The sequence below is a fragment of the Phreatobacter stygius genome (genome assembly GCF_005144885.1).
GTDB lineage: Bacteria > Pseudomonadota > Alphaproteobacteria > Rhizobiales > Phreatobacteraceae > Phreatobacter > Phreatobacter stygius.
In genome coordinates this window covers 2,432,138-2,449,165 of the sequence record NZ_CP039690.1, presented here as the reverse complement: position 1 = coordinate 2,449,165, position 17,028 = coordinate 2,432,138, and the positions used below count along the sequence as shown (strand labels likewise).

At 67.9% G+C, this 17,028-nt stretch carries 17 protein-coding genes; 6 read left to right on the top strand and 11 right to left on the bottom strand.

Going from position 1 to position 17,028, the window contains the following annotated elements; genetic code table 11:
* Positions 1–35 precede the first annotated feature (35 nt).
* Together E8M01_RS11255 and E8M01_RS11250 are read right to left on the bottom strand one after the other, a co-directional pair.
* The gene (locus tag E8M01_RS11255; RefSeq protein WP_136960199.1) at positions 36–1,433 is read right to left on the bottom strand and encodes an MFS transporter; all 1,398 of its coding nucleotides are present in this window, start codon (positions 1,431–1,433) and stop codon (positions 36–38) included.
* Positions 1,434–1,489: 56 nt separating this feature from the next.
* Positions 1,490–2,053, bottom strand: coding sequence for a carboxymuconolactone decarboxylase family protein (locus E8M01_RS11250; protein ID WP_136960198.1), 564 nt, complete (start codon positions 2,051–2,053; stop codon positions 1,490–1,492).
* A 114-nt stretch (positions 2,054–2,167) separates the two neighbouring features.
* Between E8M01_RS11250 and ggt the strand changes: the two genes are divergently transcribed.
* A complete protein-coding gene (gene ggt / locus E8M01_RS11245; RefSeq protein ID WP_136960197.1) occupies positions 2,168–4,003 on the top strand; it encodes a gamma-glutamyltransferase in 1,836 nt (611 codons plus the stop codon).
* A gap of 8 nt (positions 4,004–4,011) precedes the next feature.
* On the opposite strand, the gene E8M01_RS11240 is transcribed toward ggt, so the two are convergent.
* The 7 genes from E8M01_RS11240 to gtdA all read right to left on the bottom strand — a co-directional run bounded on the left by E8M01_RS11240 (position 4,012) and on the right by gtdA (position 10,539).
* Positions 4,012–4,716 carry an ABC transporter ATP-binding protein gene (locus tag E8M01_RS11240; protein WP_136960196.1) on the bottom strand — a complete coding sequence of 235 codons (705 nt, stop codon included), beginning with the start codon at positions 4,714–4,716 and terminating at the stop codon, positions 4,012–4,014.
* Positions 4,717–4,726: 10 nt separating this feature from the next.
* On the bottom strand, positions 4,727–5,479 hold the full coding sequence (locus E8M01_RS11235; protein ID WP_136960195.1) for an ABC transporter ATP-binding protein: 753 nt from the start codon (positions 5,477–5,479) through the stop codon (positions 4,727–4,729).
* Positions 5,476–6,537: a branched-chain amino acid ABC transporter permease gene (locus E8M01_RS11230; RefSeq protein ID WP_136960194.1), complete on the bottom strand. Its 1,062-nt coding sequence runs from the start codon at positions 6,535–6,537 to the stop codon at positions 5,476–5,478. Before E8M01_RS11230 ends, E8M01_RS11235 begins: the two co-directional genes overlap by 4 nt.
* Complete coding sequence (locus E8M01_RS11225) at positions 6,530–7,402, bottom strand: branched-chain amino acid ABC transporter permease (RefSeq protein WP_136960193.1); 873 nt, start codon at positions 7,400–7,402, stop codon at positions 6,530–6,532. The genes E8M01_RS11230 and E8M01_RS11225 overlap by 8 nt, the downstream gene beginning before the upstream one ends.
* A gap of 88 nt (positions 7,403–7,490) precedes the next feature.
* Positions 7,491–8,693 carry an ABC transporter substrate-binding protein gene (locus E8M01_RS11220; RefSeq protein WP_136960192.1) on the bottom strand — a complete coding sequence of 401 codons (1,203 nt, stop codon included), beginning with the start codon at positions 8,691–8,693 and terminating at the stop codon, positions 7,491–7,493.
* A gap of 86 nt (positions 8,694–8,779) precedes the next feature.
* Positions 8,780–9,478 carry a fumarylacetoacetate hydrolase family protein gene (locus E8M01_RS11215; protein WP_136960191.1) on the bottom strand — a complete coding sequence of 233 codons (699 nt, stop codon included), beginning with the start codon at positions 9,476–9,478 and terminating at the stop codon, positions 8,780–8,782.
* Between the two features lie 17 nt (positions 9,479–9,495).
* Positions 9,496–10,539 (bottom strand): gentisate 1,2-dioxygenase, encoded by a 1,044-nt coding sequence (gene gtdA / locus E8M01_RS11210; RefSeq protein ID WP_136960190.1) that lies wholly within the window; start codon positions 10,537–10,539, stop codon positions 9,496–9,498.
* A gap of 129 nt (positions 10,540–10,668) precedes the next feature.
* Between gtdA and maiA the strand changes: the two genes are divergently transcribed.
* Entirely contained in the window at positions 10,669–11,301 is a 633-nt protein-coding gene (gene maiA / locus E8M01_RS11205; protein WP_136960189.1) for a maleylacetoacetate isomerase, read from the top strand.
* Between the two features lie 119 nt (positions 11,302–11,420).
* Positions 11,421–11,885 carry a MarR family winged helix-turn-helix transcriptional regulator gene (locus E8M01_RS11200; protein ID WP_136960188.1) on the top strand — a complete coding sequence of 155 codons (465 nt, stop codon included), beginning with the start codon at positions 11,421–11,423 and terminating at the stop codon, positions 11,883–11,885.
* On the opposite strand, the gene E8M01_RS11195 is transcribed toward E8M01_RS11200, so the two are convergent.
* Both E8M01_RS11195 and E8M01_RS11190 read right to left on the bottom strand, forming a co-directional pair.
* Positions 11,882–12,682 (bottom strand): IclR family transcriptional regulator, encoded by an 801-nt coding sequence (locus tag E8M01_RS11195; protein ID WP_136960187.1) that lies wholly within the window; start codon positions 12,680–12,682, stop codon positions 11,882–11,884. The two genes, E8M01_RS11200 and E8M01_RS11195, sit on opposite strands and share 4 nt — an antisense overlap.
* A gap of 6 nt (positions 12,683–12,688) precedes the next feature.
* A complete protein-coding gene (locus E8M01_RS11190; protein ID WP_136960186.1) occupies positions 12,689–13,102 on the bottom strand; it encodes an acyl-CoA thioesterase in 414 nt (137 codons plus the stop codon).
* Between the two features lie 123 nt (positions 13,103–13,225).
* Here E8M01_RS11190 and E8M01_RS11185 point away from each other — a divergent pair, with 123 nt between their 5' ends.
* Genes E8M01_RS11185 through E8M01_RS11175 form a run of 3 tightly spaced genes read left to right on the top strand, consistent with a single transcriptional unit; the run spans position 13,226 to position 16,995 of the window.
* A complete protein-coding gene (locus E8M01_RS11185; RefSeq protein ID WP_136960185.1) occupies positions 13,226–14,356 on the top strand; it encodes an FAD-dependent monooxygenase in 1,131 nt (376 codons plus the stop codon).
* Positions 14,353–15,984 carry a benzoate-CoA ligase family protein gene (locus E8M01_RS11180; RefSeq protein ID WP_136960184.1) on the top strand — a complete coding sequence of 544 codons (1,632 nt, stop codon included), beginning with the start codon at positions 14,353–14,355 and terminating at the stop codon, positions 15,982–15,984. Before E8M01_RS11185 ends, E8M01_RS11180 begins: the two co-directional genes overlap by 4 nt.
* A gap of 12 nt (positions 15,985–15,996) precedes the next feature.
* Positions 15,997–16,995: a helix-turn-helix transcriptional regulator gene (locus tag E8M01_RS11175; protein WP_136960183.1), complete on the top strand. Its 999-nt coding sequence runs from the start codon at positions 15,997–15,999 to the stop codon at positions 16,993–16,995.
* Positions 16,996–17,028 lie beyond the last annotated feature (33 nt).

The following is a 17,028-nucleotide window of genomic DNA, read 5'->3' as shown; positions in this document are numbered from 1 at the left end:
GAGAGGCCAGGATCGTTGGGGCCATCCGAGCCGGCTCAGGCCGGCGCGGGCCGGGTGCGCACCTGCGTCAGGGTGATCGCTCCGATGACGAACATGACCAGCAGCACGCCGAGGCCGGCGCGCTGGTCGTTGAGCGCCAGCGTCACGACGCTCGACAGGAACGGGCCGACAAAGGCGGTGACCTTGCCCGACAGGGCGAACAAGCCGAAGAACTGGCCGATCTTGTCGCGCGGCGCGAGCCGGACCAGGAGCGAGCGCGAGGCCGCCTGGAGCGGGCCCGCGGCGGCGCCCATGATCCCGCCGAGGATCAGGTAGATCCGTTCCGGCAGGGTCGCGAACAGGCCGTCGCCGGGCATCGGTTTCGCCGTCTCGAAGACGAAGAAGACGTGGCCCGGCCCGATCAGCAGGATGGCAAAAGTCGACAGGGTCAGGAACAGGATGGCGCCGAGGATCACCGGCTTCGAGCCGATCGCATCGTCGAGCTTGCCGCCGATCAGCGCGCCGAACGTGCCGGTGATGGTCAGGAGCATGCCGAACAGGCCGATTTCGATCGTCGTCCAGCCGAACACGCCGGCCGCATAGATGCCGCCGAGGGCAAACAGCGCGATCAGGCCGTCCATGTAGATCATGTTGGCGATCAGGAAGACCATGATGTTGCGGTGCTTGCGCAGCTCGGCGATGGTGCCGCGGATGCTTCTGAGGCCGGATCTCGCGGCGTCCGCCATGCCCATCCTGGCCGGCACGTCCGGGGTGAACAGGAAGAGCGGAATGACGAAGACGATGAACCACAGGGCAGTCAGCGGGCCGGCGGCCCGGTCGCCCTCGCGCGCCGCCGCATCGAGCCCGAACAGCGGTTTCAGGCCAATGATCGTCTTGCCGGTCTCCGGGTTTGCCACCAGGAAACCCAGCATCAGGATCAGCGACGTCATGCCGCCGACATAACCGATCGCCCAGCCGAGACCGGAGAGCCGGCCCATGCGGTCGGGCGGTACCAGGGTCGGCATCATGGAATTGTTGAAGACGGTGGCGAATTCCGCGCCGATGGTGGCGAGCACGAAGGCGAACAGGACGAGCGCCACTGTTTCCGGCGCGCCGGGCCGGCCGAACCACAGGAGCCCCGATCCGACCACCAGCAGGACCCCGAAGGCGGCGATCCACGGCTTGCGGCGGCCCGACGCATCGGCGATGGCGCCCAGTATCGGCGACAGGAAGGCGATGGCGAGCCCGGCGGCGCTGGTGGCGAAACCCCACATGGCCTGGCCTTCGACCGGATTGGCGGCGACCGCGCTGGCGAAGAACGGCGCATAGACGAAGGTGTTGATCAGGGTGAAATAGGGCTGAGCCGCCCAATCGAACAGCACCCAGCCGGTGATCGCCGCACTGCGGGCCGGCTCGGCAGGGGGTTCGGCGACGGCGAGGGATTGAGTTTGCATGATCTCGAACTTAACCGGGTTCTGGCGCAGCGGATATCATGCACCTGCAATCGTTATTATTCGGGCCAACGCGCCAGGCCCTCGGCACCGTCGGCCGGGGTGCGGGCGACGTTGAGCACCAGCGCCAGCAAGGCATAGATGCCGATCAGGGCGGGGATCTCGACCGCACCCTGCTCGCCGTGGCGGGCGACGATGCGGGCATAGGTCGTGTCGGACCAGCGCTTGGTGGCGATGAGCTCGGCCACGGCGTCATGGATCAAGGCTTCGTCCGAGGTCATGACATCGGGCCTGCGGCCCTCGGCGATCGCCTCCAGCAGCGCCCTGGAGACGCCGGCCTTTTCCGCCTCGAGGACATGCACCGACCATTCGAACTGCTGGCAATAGGCCCGCGCCACCTGGCAAATGGCCATTTCCTTCAGATCTTCGGTCAGGCAGGAACCGTGGCGCATGCGCCGGCCGAGCGCCTCGACATCCTGCATGACCTTGGGCGAGCGCAGCAGCGGTGCATAGGGCCCGAACGGCTCGGCGCCGCGGCGCGCGCGGAACTCGGCTGCGGCTTCCGCCTGGGCCGGGGTATAGGCCGAAGGCGGGATCGCGGGCAGGCGGTCGGGAGCAGCCATGGCGGGTCTCGCAAATCAAAAGCACGTGATGGTTCTGGTATCATGGCGCGGCGCAGTCAATTGCCAAGGGGGCCCTGCGCAGGGCTAGACTGCGGCAGATGTCGGAGGCCGTCCATGCGGTGTGTTCATGCTGTCCTCGTTGCGGGCCTGTTGTCCTGCGTGGCCCTGGCCCAGCCGGTGGCGCAGCCGGCTCCGGCGCCTGCACCGACGGTTTTGCCGGTGCCTTCGCCAGCGCCCCTGCCGACGCTGTCGCCGACCTCCTTGCCGACCTCCTTGCCGACCTCCTTGCCGACTTGGCCGATCATTTCGGACGTCGCCCGGGTCCACCCGGCGATCGCCGCGAACGGCTTGGTGACCAGCCAGGAAGCCCAGGCGACCCGTGTCGGGGTCTCGGTTCTGGCGCGCGGCGGCAATGCCGTGGACGCTGCGGTGGCGGTCGGTTTCGCGCTCGCCGTCACCTTGCCGCGGGCCGGCAACCTCGGCGGCGGCGGTTTCATGCTGGTGCATCTCGCCGAACGCAACGAGACGATCGCCATCGACTATCGTGAAATGGCCCCGCAAGCGGCGACGCCGACCATGTTCCTCGGCCCCAATGGCGAGCCGGACCCGCGCCTGTCGCGTGATTCGGGGCTGGCCGCCGGCGTGCCGGGAACGGTTGCCGGGCTCGCCGAGGCGCATCGGCGCTACGGATCCGGCCGGTTCACGCTGGCCGAGCTGATCCAGCCGGCCATCCGGCTCGCCCGCGACGGCATTCCGGTCGACGAGGATCTTGCCGATTCGCTGCCGCAGGCGGCCCGCCGGCTCGCCCGTTTCCCGGCCTCGATGCGGATCTTCCTGAAACCGGACGGATCGGCGCCGCGGCGCGGCGAGACCCTGGTCCAGGCCGATCTCGCCCGCTCGCTCGAAGCCATTGCCCAGCGCGGCCCTGCGGGTTTCTACGAGGGCACCATCGCCGAACGGATCGTCGCGGCGCTCGGCGCCCATGGCGGCATCATGACGGTCGCCGATCTCGCCGCCTATCGCCCTGTCATCCGCGACGTCGTGCGTGGCCGCTATCGCGGCTACACGCTCGCCTCCATGCCGCCGCCGTCATCGGGCGGCGTCCATCTCATCCAACTGCTCAACCTGCTGGAGCCGTTCGATCTCGGTGCCATGGGCCATAACAGCGCCGAGGCGATCCATGTCATGGTCGAGGCGATGAAGCTCGCTTATGCCGATCGTGCGCAACATCTCGGCGATCCCGACGGCACCAGCGTGCCGGTGCGCGGCCTGACCTCGAGGGCTTATGCCGACATCCTTCGTCCCTTGATCGACCGTGGCCGGGCGCGGCCGGCGGCCGAGGTTCGGCCTGGCGATCCGGCGCCACATGAAGGCGAGCAGACGACGCATTTCTCGGTGGTCGACCGATCAGGCAATGCGGTCGCCAATACCTATACGCTGAACTTCTCCTACGGGCTGGGGCTGGTCGCCGAGGGCACCGGCATCCTGATGAACAACGAGATGGACGATTTCGCCGCCAAGGCCGGCGCGGTCAATGCCTACGGCCTGGTCCAGGGCGCGGCCAACCTGCCGGGACCGGGCAAGCGTCCCCTGTCGTCGATGACCCCGACCATCCTGTTTCGCGACGGCAAGGTCGCCATGGTCACGGGATCACCGGGCGGCAGCCGGATCATCACCATCACCCTGCAGACCATTCTCAATGTGGCCGACCATCGCATGAACATTGCCGAAGCGATTGCCGCGCCGCGCGTCCACCATCAGTGGCAGCCCGACGCCATCGATGTCGAACAGGGCGTCTCGGTCGACACGCTGCGGCTGCTGGTCGGGCGCGGCCACCGCATCGCGCCGCGGCCGGCCTTCGGCAATGTCAATGCCATCCTGGCGACCCCCCAGGGCTGGACCGGCGCCTCCGACAGCCGCCAGCGCGGCACGCTCGCCGCCGGCCATTAGGGCCGGCGTCAGACCGCCAGATAAAGCGCGCGCATGGCGGTGTCGGCCATCAGTTCGCCGGATGAGCCAGTCCAGAGGATTTCGCCCTTCTCGACGACAAAATGCCGGTCGGCCAGCGCAGCGACCGCCTCGATGTCTTTGTCGATGACGATCATGGCCAATCCCGTGGCCTTCAGCGCGGCGAGCCGCGTCCAGATCAGTTCACGAATGACCGGGGCGAGCCCCTCGGTCGCCTCGTCGAGGATGAGCAGGACCGGGTTGGTCATCAGCGCCCGGCCGATGGCCAGCATCTGCTGTTCGCCGCCCGAAAGCTGATGCCCACCATTGCCCAGCCGTTCGCCCAGGCGCGGGAAGAAGGCAATGACACGCTCGAGCGTCCATGGATCATCGGCCGCGCGGCGGTCGGCGGCAGCCATGACCAGGTTTTCCCTGACCGTCAGATTGGGAAAGATACGCCGGCCCTCGGGAACCAGGCCGAGGCCCATGCGCGCCAGCCGGTGCGAGGGCTGGCCGTCGATCCGCTCGCCGTTGAAACGCACGGTGCCGGCCTTTGGCTTGAGCATGCCGACGATCGATTTCACCGTGGTCGACTTGCCCATGCCGTTGCGGCCGATCAGCGAGATCACCTCGCCGGCACCGACATCGATCGACAGGCCGAACAGAACCTGGCTTGCGCCATAGGCGGCGGCAAGGCCGCGCACTTCGAGCAGCATCAGCGCCTCCTCACGACGTGTGGCCGAGATAGGCGGCGCGCACCGCCGGATCGGCCCGCACCGCATCGGGCGCGCCAACGGCAATGACCGCGCCGGCGACCAGTACCGCGACGCGGTCGGCCAGGGCGAAGACGGCGTTCATGTCGTGTTCGACCAGCACGATGCTGTAGGATCGCTTCAGATTGCGCAGCAGGGCCGTCATCGCGGCGGCATCCTGCCGGCCGATGCCGGCCATCGGCTCGTCGAGCAGCAGCAGCGCTGGCTTCATGGCGAGCGCAATGGCCAGTTCCAGCTGCCGCTGCTCGCCATGCGACAAGGCATCGGCGCGTGTCGCCCTGCGGGCGCCGAGCCCGACCTGGTCCAGGGCCTCGCCGGCAGGGCCGTCGAGGGACGCGTCGCCCGCGGCGGAGCGCCAGAACCGGAAGGAATGCCCGCTGCGGGCCTGTACCGCCAGCCGGACATTTTCGAGCGCGGTGAAGTCCGGCAGCACGGCGGTGATCTGGAACGACCGGGCAAGGCCGAGCGATGCGCGCCGCTGCGGCGGCATGTGGGTGATGTCGCGGCCACGGAACAGAATGGCACCGGAGGATGGCCGCAACTCGCCCTGCAATTGCGCGATCAAGGTGGTCTTGCCGGCGCCGTTCGGGCCGATCAGGGCGAGCGTTTCGCCGGGCCGGACCTCCAGGCTGACGTCGCTGGTGGCGACCAGGCCGCCGAAATTTTTGCTGAGATGGCGGATCTCGAGCAGGGGCCGGCCGGTCATGGCCGCTCTCCCCGGCCGAACTTGCCGGCGATGCGTCTGGGCAGGTCGGCCAGGCCGCCGCGCAGGACCACCGCGAGCCCGATGACGATGATGCCGAAGGGCAGGTGCCAATGGCTCGTATAGCTCGACAGGACGAGTTCGAGCATCAGGAACACCGCGGCGCCGATCACCGGCCCGACCACCACGGTGAGCCCGCCCATGACGCAGATGACCACCAGGTCGCCCGAGCGGATCCAGGCCATGTCGACCGGGCTGATGAATTGCTGGCCGACCGCCATCAGCGCGCCGGCAAGGCCTGCGATCGCGCCGGACAGCGCGAAAGCCACGAGCTTGTAGCTGAGCGGCGCAAGGCCGACCGCGACGACCCGCCGCTCGTTCTGGGCGGTGGCGCGCAACACCATGCCGAAGCGGCTGTCGACCAGACGCTGCGTGGCGACCAGCACGAGGCCGAGCAGGACCAGGCAGGCGTAATAAAAATGCACCCGGTTGGCGACGTCGAGGCCGGCCAGATGCAGGCTGCCGAGGATCTGCAGGCCGTCCTCGCCGCCGTAACGCTGCAGCGCCACGAAGAAATAATAGAGCATCTGATTGAAGGCGAGGGTGATCATGATGAAATAGGCGCCGCCGGTCCGGATCGCGACGATGCCCATCGCGGCCGCGACGAGACCGGAGGCGAGCACCGCCAGCGGCACCGAGATCATCAGATCGCTGGTGCCTGACAGGAGCAGCGGAGCGAAGCCGAAAGGTTCCGCTTCCGCCTCGTGCTGGGCCAGGATCGCGACGACATAACCGCCAATGCCGAACAGGCTCGCATGGGCCAGGCTGACCAGGCCGCCGAAGCCGAGCACCAGGTTCAGCCCGGCGGCGGCGAGCGCGAAGATGACGATGCGGGTGAACACCCGGATCAGGAAAGGTTCGCCGGCGGCGGTTGCCACCACGGGCACGGTGGCCAGCGCCAGCAGGACCAGCAGGACCGGCCAGAGCTTCAGCCAGGGCCCGGCTCGAAGAACTTGCCGGGGGCCCGGGCGGTCGATCGCAGGAAGAGCCGTGTCAGCCATGAACCGGGAACAATCCTTTGGGGCGCCAGGCGAGGATGACGGCCATGGCCATGAAGATCGCCATGCTGCCGAGCGCGGGGGACAGGAGAACGCGGCCGAACGTGTCGATCAGGCCAATGGCCAGAGCCGCGATGAAAGCGCCCTTGATCGAACCGATGCCGCCGATGACGGTGACCACCAGGGCCAGGATCAGGATCGGCTCGCCCATGCCGACCTGCACCGCCAGGATCGGCCCGGCCATGATGCCGGCGAGGCCGGCGAGCGCCGAACCCGCCGCGAAGACCAGGACGAAGACCCTGTTGACGTCGACGCCGAGCGCCGCCGCCATGGCGCGGTCGCTGGCGCCGGCGCGCACCCACATGCCGATCCGGGTCTTCATGATCACCAGGTAGAGCGCGACGGCGACGACGAGGCCGAGCGCCAGGATGGCCAGGCGGAACATCGGGTAGGCAACGCCCGGAAAGATCTCGACCGCGCCGTCCAGCATGGGCGGCAGGGCGAAGCGCAGCGGCACCGCGCCCCAGATCAGCTTGACCACTTCGTTCGACACCAGGATCAGGCCGAAGGTGACCAGCACCTGGTCGAGATGCGAGCGGGCATAAAAATGCCGGAGCAAGGTCATTTCCAGGACCGCGCCGATGAGGCCGGTCGCGGGGACCGCGACAAGCACGCCCAGCAGGAAAGAGCCGCTGGCATTGGCGACCGCCGCCGCGATGAAGGCGCCGAGCATGTAGAGCGCGCCATGGGCGAGGTTGATCAGGTTCATGATGCCGAAGACCAGGGTCAGTCCGGCCGACATCAGGAACAGCATCACGCCGAGCTGGACGCCGTTGAGCAATTGCTCGGCGAAGAGGGCAAAGGTCATCGACGGATCCCGAGGTCAGTGCCGGCCGGAGCGGCCATTGGCGATCGGAACCGGCAGGCCGCCGGTTCCCATGCACTGGCTGCTGGTGTCAGTTGGTCGCCGGCCGCATGCGGCACTCACCGGCATAGGCATCCGGATAATCCGCCACGATGCGCTCGCGCAGGCCCATGACCAGGCGGCCGCGGTCGTCCTTGACGATCTCGTTCAGGTAGAAATCCTGGATCGGGAAGTGGTTGGTGTTGAACCGGAAGCGACCCCTGACCGTGTCGAACGTCACGGTTTCCAGCGCGCGCTGGAACGCGGCCTTGTCCTCGATCCGGCCGCCGATCGACTTCAGCGCGGCATCGATCAGCCGGGCGGCGTCGTATCCTTGGGCAGCGTAGGGCGCCGGGATCCGGCCATGCGCCGCCTCGAAATCGGCGACGAACTTGCGGCTCGCGGCATTGTCCAGGCTTTCGCTCCAGAAGCTCGAGGCGAAGGCGCCGAGTGCGGCGTCGCCGATCGCCGGCAGCACGGTCTGGTCCAGCGAGAAGGACGGGCCATAAAGCGGGACGGCGGCGCGCAGGCCGGCCTGGGCATATTGCTTGACGAAATTGATGCCCATGCCGCCAGGATAGAAAAAGAACACGGCTTCCGGGCCGGCCGCCCGCAACTGGGCGATCTCGGCGGCGTAATCGAGCTGGCCGAAGGCGGTATAGACCTCGCCGACGATCTCGCCCTTGAAGGTGCGCTTGAAGCCGTTGAGATAATCCCGGCCGGCCGGATAGTTCGGCGCCATCAGGTAGACGCGGCGGACGCCCTTGGCGGTGAGATGCAAGCCCATGGCTTCGGCCGAGGTGTCGTTCTGGAACGCCGCGGCGAAGAAGCGCGGGTGGCAACCTCGGCCGGCGAGCTGCGAGGGGCCGGCATTGACGCTGATGACGAAGGCGCCGGCATCCAGCGCCGGTTTGGCCACCGCCAGAAGGACGTTGGAGAAATTGATGCCGGTGATGATCTGGACACGATTGCTCTCGATCATCTTGTCGACGAGCTGGCGGCCGACATCGGGTTTGGCCTGATCGTCGCCCTCGATGATCTCCACCGGCCGGCCGCCGAGCTGACCGCCGACGCTGGCGATACCGAGGCGAAAGCCGAGCAGGAGCTCCTGGCCGAGCTGGCCGGAAGGACCGGAAAAGGTCGAGACGAAACCGATCTTGATCGGGGTCCGGGGCGGTTCCTGTGCTTGGGCGGCAAGGGGTGTGAGATGAGGCATGAGGCTGGCGAGCGCCAGCGCGGCGATGGTGGATTTCATGGTTTCCTCTCCTGGATGGCGTCCGGCCCGTTTTCGTCGGGCTCTTGGCTTGGTCGGGCTCTTGGCTTGAGGGTGTAGTCAGGTGGTCACGGCCCGCCGGCCGCGATCGTGACGGCAATTTCGCCGAGGCCGTCGATGCCGCCGGTGATGCGGTCGCCGGCGACCACCGGGCCGACGCCGGCCGGTGTCCCGGTCATGATCAGGTCGCCGGCCTTCAGCGCCATCGAGCGCGAGGCGATGGCGATGATCTCGGGCACCGACCAGATGAGATCGGCGATGTCCTGGTCCTGTTTCACCTGGCCGTTGACCTTGAGCCAGATGCGGCCACGGGCCGGGTGGCCAATGGCCGAGGCGGCACGCAGCGGCGCGATCGGTGCCGAGCGGTCGAAACCCTTGCCCCAGTCCCAGGGGCGGCCGGCGTCGCGGGCGGCAAGCTGCAGGTCGCGCCGGGTCAGGTCGATGCCGACGCCATAACCCCAGACATGGGCCAGGGCCTCGGCCTCGGGGATATCGGCGCCGTCCCGGCCAATGGCGACGACCAGCTCGATCTCGTAGTGGAAATTGCGGGTCTCCGGCGGATAGGCGATGGCCGCGCCGTCATCGACCACCGTGTCGGCGGGTTTGAGGAAGAAAAACGGCGGTTCGCGCGCCGGGTCCTTGCCCATTTCACGGGCATGGGCGGCATAGTTGCGCCCGACGCAGAAAATCCGGCGCACCGCGAAGCGTTTGCCGCCGGCGACCGCGACGGAGGGGACGGGCGGCGGCGCAAGGACGAAGTCGGGCATGGCTCTGTCCGTTCCGCTCAGGCGTTGCCGCGGTCTTCACGCAAGACGCCGAGCTTTTCCTGCACCGGCCGGTCGGAGAAGCTGAACAGCACCGCGTCTTCGCTCGCCTCGTGCACCACGGGTTTCCAGCTCGGCACCACGAAGATGTCCTTCGGCCCCCATTCGACCACGGTGTCGCCAATGGTCGAGCGGCCGCGGCCCTCGACCGGGGTGAAGACGGTGGCGTCGGTCGAGCGATAGCGGCTGGAGACGAAACCTTTCGGCAGCAATTGCAGGAAGGCGCCAATGGTCGGCATGGCATGGTCGCCGGTCTGAGGATTGACGTAGCGCATCTTCAGGCCGTGGCAGGGGTCCCATTGGCGGGCGCGCCGCATCTGGTCCAGCGCTTCGCGCGAGCGGGCATAGGGGTAATTGAAGATCGGCGAGGTCAGGCTGCCCGACGTCTGGTCGACCGGCAGCATGTTGGCGCCGAAGCGAGCCAAAGAATCGCCCTCGGGCCGGGTCAGCGCCTGTGCATCGTCGCCGTGGTGCTCGATGAAGGAGACATCGAGAAACTGGATCAGCGGGATGTCGAGCCCGTCGAGCCAGAACATCGGTGCGTCGGTCTCGTTGCCGTGGTCGTGCCAGGCGTCGGAGGGCGTGATGACGAAATCGCCGACCTCCATGCGGGTCCGCTCGCCATTGACGGCGGTATGGGCGCCCGAGCCTTCGAGCACGAAACGCAGCGCCGACTGGGCGTGTTTGTGGGCTGGCGCGACTTCGCCCGGCAGGATCAGCTGCACGCCGGCATAAAGCGAGGTGGTGATGCTCGATCTGCCGCGCAGCCCGGGGTTTTCCAGGATCAGCACGCGCCGCTCCGCCTCTTTCGCGGTGATCAGGCTGCCGGCTTCGATCATGGCCGCGCGAATATCGGCGAAACGCCAGAGATGCGGCACGCAAGCCGATTTCGGCTCCGGCGTGATCAGCGCGCCGAGCACGGTCCACAGCGCGGTCATGCTCGACTTGTCGATCTTGTCGTAGAAGGCGCGCCGCGCCGGGGTTTCGAGAGGTGCGATGGACATGTTCGGCGCTCCTTATGTGGTCGCGGACGACCGCTTTCCCGTGGCCGCCTTGATTTGACAGCTCCTATTCATAAGCATACTTATTGAAAGCATACTGTCAATCTTGTTCAGGCATGGAGCGATACCGGCATGGTGCTGCACGGCTATTTCCGCAGTTCGGCGAGCTACCGGGTGCGCATCGCGCTCAATCTCAAGGGGCTCCAGGCCGCCCAGGTGGCGCATCACCTGCGCAAGGGCGAACAGAATGCCGAGGCTTATCTCGCGCTGAACCCGCAAGGGCTGGTGCCGACGCTCGAAACCGATGACGGCGGGCTCCTGACCCAGTCGCTGGCGATCATCGACTGGCTGGAGGAGTTGAGGCCGTCGCCGCCGCTTCTGCCCTCGGATCCCTGGCGGCGGGTACGGGCGAAAGCGTTCGCGCTTGCGATCGCCTGCGACATCCATCCGGTGCAGAACCTGAAGGTGCTGGCGCGGCTGCGCCGGCTCGGCATCGCCGAAGCCGAGGTCCAGGCCTGGGCGGCCAGCGTCAATCGAGACGGGCTCACCGCCTGCGCGGCGCTGCTCGACGGCGAGCCGGGCCCGTTCTGCTTCGGTGAACGGCCGACACTCGCCGATATCTGTCTCGTTCCGCAGCTCGCCAATGCCCGGCGGTTCGGCGTGGCGGTCGAGGCTTTCCCGCGGCTGATCGCCATCGAACAGGCTTGCGCCGGCCTCGCCGCCTTCCGCGACGCAGCACCCGATCGGCAGCCGGACGCCGAGTGACCGATCAGCCAGCCCCTCGACCAGCCGGCCGGGGATCGGCTATCCCGGGAGGCCAGCCCGAATGTCTCACGCGGCCATAACCACGCGAGACATTCGGGCGAGGACGGAGATCCCGCTTCATGTCGTTGCCGCTGCTCTACGCCAAGCCCGGCTATCTGATCCGCCGCGCGCAGCAAATCGCGGTCGCCATCTTCCTGGAGGAAACCGCCGATCTCGACCTGACGCCGGTTCAATATGCCGCGCTTTATGCCATTCGCGAGCATCCCGGCATCGACGCGACGCGGCTCGCCGGCCTGATCGCCTTCGATCGGCCAACCGTCGGCGGGGTGCTGGAACGGCTCGAGGGCAAAGGCTGGATCCTCCGCAGCGGCAGCCCCTCCGACAAGCGCATCAAGCTTTTGGCCCTGACGCCGGAAGGGGCCGCATTGCTCGAACAGGCCGAGCCCGGGGTCCAGAGGGCGCAGGAACGGATCCTCGGTCCGCTCAAGCGCGCCGATCAGGACAAGCTGGTGGCCTTGCTGATCGATCTCGTCACCCTCAACAACGAAGCGTCGCGCGCGCCGCGCCGGGGCTTCGAGACCTAGGCCGGTCCTTCGAGCCTTGCCAGGAAGTCGCTGCCGCATTGACCCGAAACATGGCGGCAGGTCGCCATCAGCGCGTCGATCGCCTTTTGCTGCAGCGGACGCACGTCCGGCCCGGCGCCGACCAGGGTGAGGGCCGCGACCGCCTCGTCCTGGGCGTCGAGCACCGGCGCGCTGATCGCCGCGAGGCCGGGAATGACGGTCGAATCGGCGGTGTCGTAACCCCGCGTCCTGATCTGGGCGAGGCGCGCCGCGAGGCCGGGAGCAGCCGTGTCGCGCTCGATCAGCCTGGCGACGGGCCTGGCCGGCAGGAAGGCCAGCAGCACGCGCCCGGTTGCCGACTGGGTCAGCGGCAAGGTCGCGCCGACGGCGAGCGTCGTCATGAAGGGCACCCGGCTGCGTTGCCAGCGCACGATGACCGGACCGCTATCGCCGAGGACGTTGAGCAGGACCGTCAGGCCGGTTTCGTCGCACAGTGCCGGCATGGCTTCCATGGCCAGAGCCAGCGGATCGACGCGGCCGAGCGCCTCGGCGCCCAGGCGGATGGCCAGCGGGCCGAGATCGTAGAAGCCGGTCGCGCCGTCCTGGCGGGCGAGCCGGCGGGCGACAAGGCTCGAGAGATAGCGGTGCGCCAGGCTCGCCGGCATGTCGGTCGCCCGGGCCAGGTCACGCAAGGGCGCGGCCCGACCGGCCTCGATCAGGGCCACCAGCATGTCGACCGCCTTGTCGGCTGAACCGATGCCCCGGCGCGGCGCATCCGCATCGGCGTTGTCGTCGGCCGCCACCGGCTTGATCGCCATTCTGCCTCACTCCATCGCCGTTCTGAACGCCTCGGGGATCGGCTGTCCCGCGAGCCTGCCGGCCGGGTCGCGGCCGACCCAGGCCCGGTCTTCGTAACCGGTCACGATCGGTTTGTCCGCCCGCACGAGGCGGTAGTCGATCCGGAAGCGCCTGTCGTGCCAGGCCGTGATCGAAGCCATGGCGACGAGTTCGTCGTCATAGGTGGCGGGTCCGCGGAATTCGGCGTGGGCCTCGACGATCGCCGTGCCGACGATGCCGAAACGGGCGCGCAGCACCCGCTGGCTCAGGCCGCGACTGCGCAGGAAGCCCTGGAAGGTCCGGTCGAAGAGATCGAGATAGCGCGGGTAATAGACGATGCCGGCTTCGTCGCAATCGCCCCATTCGATGGTGAAACGGCACTGGAAGCCCGGTTCCGACATGAGCGCTCTCCGGATTTCGCCTGGTCCATGCGGCGGCCTTGCGTTCTCTTTTGGATAATGCTTTTCATATTGTCAAATGCACAAGAGCCCGGTCGCGACCGGGCCGTCGTCGGAGGACATCACATGCGCATCGCTGTTCTGGGCGCCGGGCCTGCCGGCCTGGTCTTCGCCACCTTGTGGAAGCGCCGCCATCCCGGCGACGAGCTGATCGTCGTCGAACAAAACGCCGCCGATGCCACATTCGGCTTCGGCGTGGTGTTTTCCGATCGCGCTCTGGACTTCCTGCGCGAGGATGACGCCGAAACCCATGCGCTGATCGCGCCCCGGATGCAGACCTGGTCGGACATCACGCTGGTGCATCGCGGCCGGTCCATTGCCATTGACGGCATCGGCTTTTCCGCGATCGGCAGGCTGGAGCTCTTGCGCCTGCTGCAGCAGCGTGCCGGCGATGTCGGCGTCGCGCCGGCCTATGGGCGGGTGGTGCGCTCGCTCGACGAATTCGGTCCGGTCGACCTGATCGTCGGCGCCGACGGCGTCAATTCGCTCGCCCGGCGCAGCCGCGCGGCGGAATTCGGCCCGACCATGAGCCATCTCGACAACCGCTTCGCCTGGTATGGCGTGGCGAAACGCTTCGAGACGCTGACCCAGAGCTTCGTCGAAACCGAACTCGGCGTCTTCAATGCCCATCACTATCGCTATCAGCCGGACATGAGCACATTCATCATCGAGTGTGATCCTGAGACCTTTGCCCGGGCCGGGTTCGCGGCGATGGACGAGGACGCGTCGCGCGGCCTGTGCGAACGGGTCTTCGCCGAAGCGCTCGCCGGAAAGCCGCTGATCTCCAACCGGTCGGTCTGGCGGCAGTTCCCGAAGCTGCGCACCCAGCGCTGGCATGCCGGCAATGTGGCGCTGGTCGGCGACGCGCTGCATACCGCGCATTTCTCGATCGGCTCGGGCACGCGGCTGGCGATCGAGGACGTGATTGCCCTGGTCAAGGCGCTGGAGGCCCAACCGGGCGATGTCCGGGCCGGGCTTCAGGCCTATGAGGCGGCGCGCCGGCCGATCGTCGAGAAGATCTTGCGTGCCGCCGATGCGTCGGCCGCCTGGTACGAACGGTTCCGCGATCACATGCGGTTGCCGCCTTTCGACTTCGCCATGAGCTATGTGACGCGCTCGGGCCGGGTCGACAAGGATCGCCTGGCGGCCGTCGCGCCGCGTTTCGTCGCGGCCTATGACGCGGCGGTCGCGGCATGAGCGCCGGGATCATTGATGCCGTGCCGCATGACGGCCCGGCGGCGCGCGAAATCGGCTTTGCCGTGCCCGAGCGCTACAATGCCAGCGCCATCCTGTTCGACAATCTCGCCGCCGGGCGCGGCGGCCGGATCGCGATCCATTGCCCGCTCGGCGATGTGACCTATGAGGGATTGGCAAAAGACGCCGCGCTTTTCGGCCAGGGCCTGCTGGCGCTCGGTCTCAAGCGCGGCGAGCGGGTGCTGATGCTGCTCGACGATACGCCGGCCTATCCCGCCGCCTTTTTTGGCGCGATCCGGGCCGGCCTCGTGCCGGTGATGGTCAATACCCTGACGCCGCCGGAGCTCCTGCGTTATTACCTCGACGATTCCGCGGCGCGCGTGGCGATCGTCGAGCCGGGATTTGCCGGCCTCATGGCGGGCCTCGCGGCGGACGGGGCAAGGCTCGACCGCATCATCGTGGTTGGCGATCAAGCCGATGCCGAGCCTGCCGGCGCCGCGCAGGTCACCATCGCATCGCGCTGGCTTGCCGGTTTCGACGGCAGCCTCGCCGCCGCCGCCACGCATCGCGACGATATGGCCTTCTGGATGTATTCGTCCGGATCGACCGGCCGGCCGAAGGGCATCGTCCATCTCCAGCACGACATGGCCTATACGGCGGCGAGCTATGGCCGGCACGTGCTGGCTTTGCGCGAAGACGACATCTGCTTCTCGGTCCCGAAGATCTTCTTCGCCTATGGTCTCGGCAACTCGCTGACCTTCCCCTTTTCGGTCGGTGCGGCCTGCGTGCTCCTGCCGGGCCGGCCGGAGCCACGCGCCGTGCTCGATTGCATCACGCGCTATCGCCCGAGCGTCTTTTTCGGCCTGCCGACACTCTATACCGCGCTGGTCAATGCCGCCGAGGTTGAGCGGACCGACTTCTCCTCGCTCCGGCTCTGCGTCTCCGCGGCCGAGGTGCTGGCGAACGAGACCGCCGCTGCCTGGACGGCGATTGCCGGCCGCGACATCGTCGAAGGCCTCGGCTCGACCGAGGCGCTGCACATCTACCTGTCCAACCTGCCTGGCCGGCGAAAACCCGGCGCCGCCGGCCTGCGCGTGCCCGGCTACGAGGTCAGGCTGACCGATCGCGACGGCCGTGACGCCGGCGCGGGCGAGGAAGGCATCCTGTGGGTCCGGGGCGGCTCGAGCGCGCCACTCTATTGGAACCGCCCGGACAAGACCGCCGAGACGTTCCGCGACGGCTGGATCTGGACCGGCGACCGGTTTACCTGCGACGCCGACGGATTCTTCACCTTCAAGGGCCGCGCCGACGACCTGATCAAGGTGTCCGGACAATGGGTCTATCCGCTGGAGATCGAACTGGCGCTCGCCGATCACCCGGCGGTCCGCGAATGCGCGGTCATGGCGGTCGAACTGCCGGACCGGCGCATGACGCTGCACGCTTTCGTCGTTTCATCGGACGGCGCGACCGACGGCAGCCGCACCGCCGAACTTCAGGCCTATGTGAAGCAAAGGCTGTTGCCCTATAAATATCCGCGGCGCGTCGACTATCTCGACGAATTGCCGAAGACGGGCTCCGGCAAGATCGACCGCCAGGCGCTGCTGTCGCGGCCGCTCGGAAAGGCGTCCTGACGGGAGAAGGCGATGCAGATAGCAACGCGGGCCATCGGCGAGGGTGCCTTCATTCGCCGTCTGTCGGATCCGCGCGCCACCCCCGATGCGGTTCTGCCGCCGCTGCCGCAAATGAGTGAATTCGTCCATCGCTCCGCCGACCGGCAGGACATCTTTCTGCGCAGCGCGATCGACAACGGCGTGTCGGCGGTGTTCGGCCGGTTCAGGCTCGGCCGTCCGGTGCGGGTTCATCTGCATCCCGGTCCGCAACTGCTGCTGACCTTCTTCATGACCGGTGACATCTCGGGCGAGATCATCGGGCAGCGCCCGGGTTCGCTCGGCTTCCGCAACGGCCACGCCCATTTGCGGGCCCCCAATGCCGGCGGCGGTTTCATCGTTCACCTGCCGGCCGGGCCCGCCTCCTTCCTGCAGATCCGGCTGACGCCGTCGGCGCTGGCGCGCCTGGTGCATGATCTCGCGATCGATCTCGACGGCCAGACCACGGTGCTGCTCGGCTCCGATGACGGGCGCGTCCTGGCGAATAGGCCCTGGTCCAGCCGCGAACGCGCCATTCTCGACGGCTTCCAGCCCTGGGAGACCAGCGAGCGCATGATGCTGAGCGCACTGTCCGGGCGTGGTGCCGAACTCGTCTGCGCTTTCCTCAGACGTTCGGCGCAAAGCGGCGCCGGCCTGGCCGGCCGCAACGGAGCGGCCGGCGCGTTGCAGAACCTGCTCGAGTTCAATGCCGGCCGGCCGGCGCCGACCCGGCTCAAGGCGATCGAGGCCGCCACCGGTTATGCCCGCTCGACCTTGTGGCGCGCCAGCAAGGCGCGGCACGGCGACGCACCGGCGCGGATCATGCGGCTGCAGCGCCTCGACAAGGCGCTAGTGGATTTGCAATCGACCGATCGAACGGTGCTGGCGGTTGCGCTCGATGCCGGCTGGGCCTGTCCGTCGAAATTCGCGCGCGCCTTTCGCGGCCGTTTCGGATTTTCGCCGAGCGCCGCGCGGCACGGCGCAAGCGCGCGATAAAAAGCCCGGCTTGACGCAACATTCGGCCTCACC

Bases quoted from the DNA above. Each gene is read 5' to 3' on its own strand.
- E8M01_RS11255 (WP_136960199.1), bottom strand. From the start codon at position 1,433: ATGCAAACTCAATCCCTCGCCGTCGCCGAACCCCCTGCCGAGCCGGCC.
- E8M01_RS11250 (WP_136960198.1), bottom strand. From the start codon at position 2,053: ATGGCTGCTCCCGACCGCCTGCCCGCGATCCCGCCTTCGGCCTATACC.
- ggt (WP_136960197.1), top strand. From the start codon at position 2,168: ATGCGGTGTGTTCATGCTGTCCTCGTTGCGGGCCTGTTGTCCTGCGTG.
- E8M01_RS11240 (WP_136960196.1), bottom strand. From the start codon at position 4,716: ATGCTGCTCGAAGTGCGCGGCCTTGCCGCCGCCTATGGCGCAAGCCAG.
- E8M01_RS11235 (WP_136960195.1), bottom strand. From the start codon at position 5,479: ATGACCGGCCGGCCCCTGCTCGAGATCCGCCATCTCAGCAAAAATTTC.
- E8M01_RS11230 (WP_136960194.1), bottom strand. From the start codon at position 6,537: ATGGCTGACACGGCTCTTCCTGCGATCGACCGCCCGGGCCCCCGGCAA.
- E8M01_RS11225 (WP_136960193.1), bottom strand. From the start codon at position 7,402: ATGACCTTTGCCCTCTTCGCCGAGCAATTGCTCAACGGCGTCCAGCTC.
- E8M01_RS11220 (WP_136960192.1), bottom strand. From the start codon at position 8,693: ATGAAATCCACCATCGCCGCGCTGGCGCTCGCCAGCCTCATGCCTCAT.
- E8M01_RS11215 (WP_136960191.1), bottom strand. From the start codon at position 9,478: ATGCCCGACTTCGTCCTTGCGCCGCCGCCCGTCCCCTCCGTCGCGGTC.
- gtdA (WP_136960190.1), bottom strand. From the start codon at position 10,539: ATGTCCATCGCACCTCTCGAAACCCCGGCGCGGCGCGCCTTCTACGAC.
- maiA (WP_136960189.1), top strand. From the start codon at position 10,669: ATGGTGCTGCACGGCTATTTCCGCAGTTCGGCGAGCTACCGGGTGCGC.
- E8M01_RS11200 (WP_136960188.1), top strand. From the start codon at position 11,421: ATGTCGTTGCCGCTGCTCTACGCCAAGCCCGGCTATCTGATCCGCCGC.
- E8M01_RS11195 (WP_136960187.1), bottom strand. From the start codon at position 12,682: ATGGCGATCAAGCCGGTGGCGGCCGACGACAACGCCGATGCGGATGCG.
- E8M01_RS11190 (WP_136960186.1), bottom strand. From the start codon at position 13,102: ATGTCGGAACCGGGCTTCCAGTGCCGTTTCACCATCGAATGGGGCGAT.
- E8M01_RS11185 (WP_136960185.1), top strand. From the start codon at position 13,226: ATGCGCATCGCTGTTCTGGGCGCCGGGCCTGCCGGCCTGGTCTTCGCC.
- E8M01_RS11180 (WP_136960184.1), top strand. From the start codon at position 14,353: ATGAGCGCCGGGATCATTGATGCCGTGCCGCATGACGGCCCGGCGGCG.
- E8M01_RS11175 (WP_136960183.1), top strand. From the start codon at position 15,997: ATGCAGATAGCAACGCGGGCCATCGGCGAGGGTGCCTTCATTCGCCGT.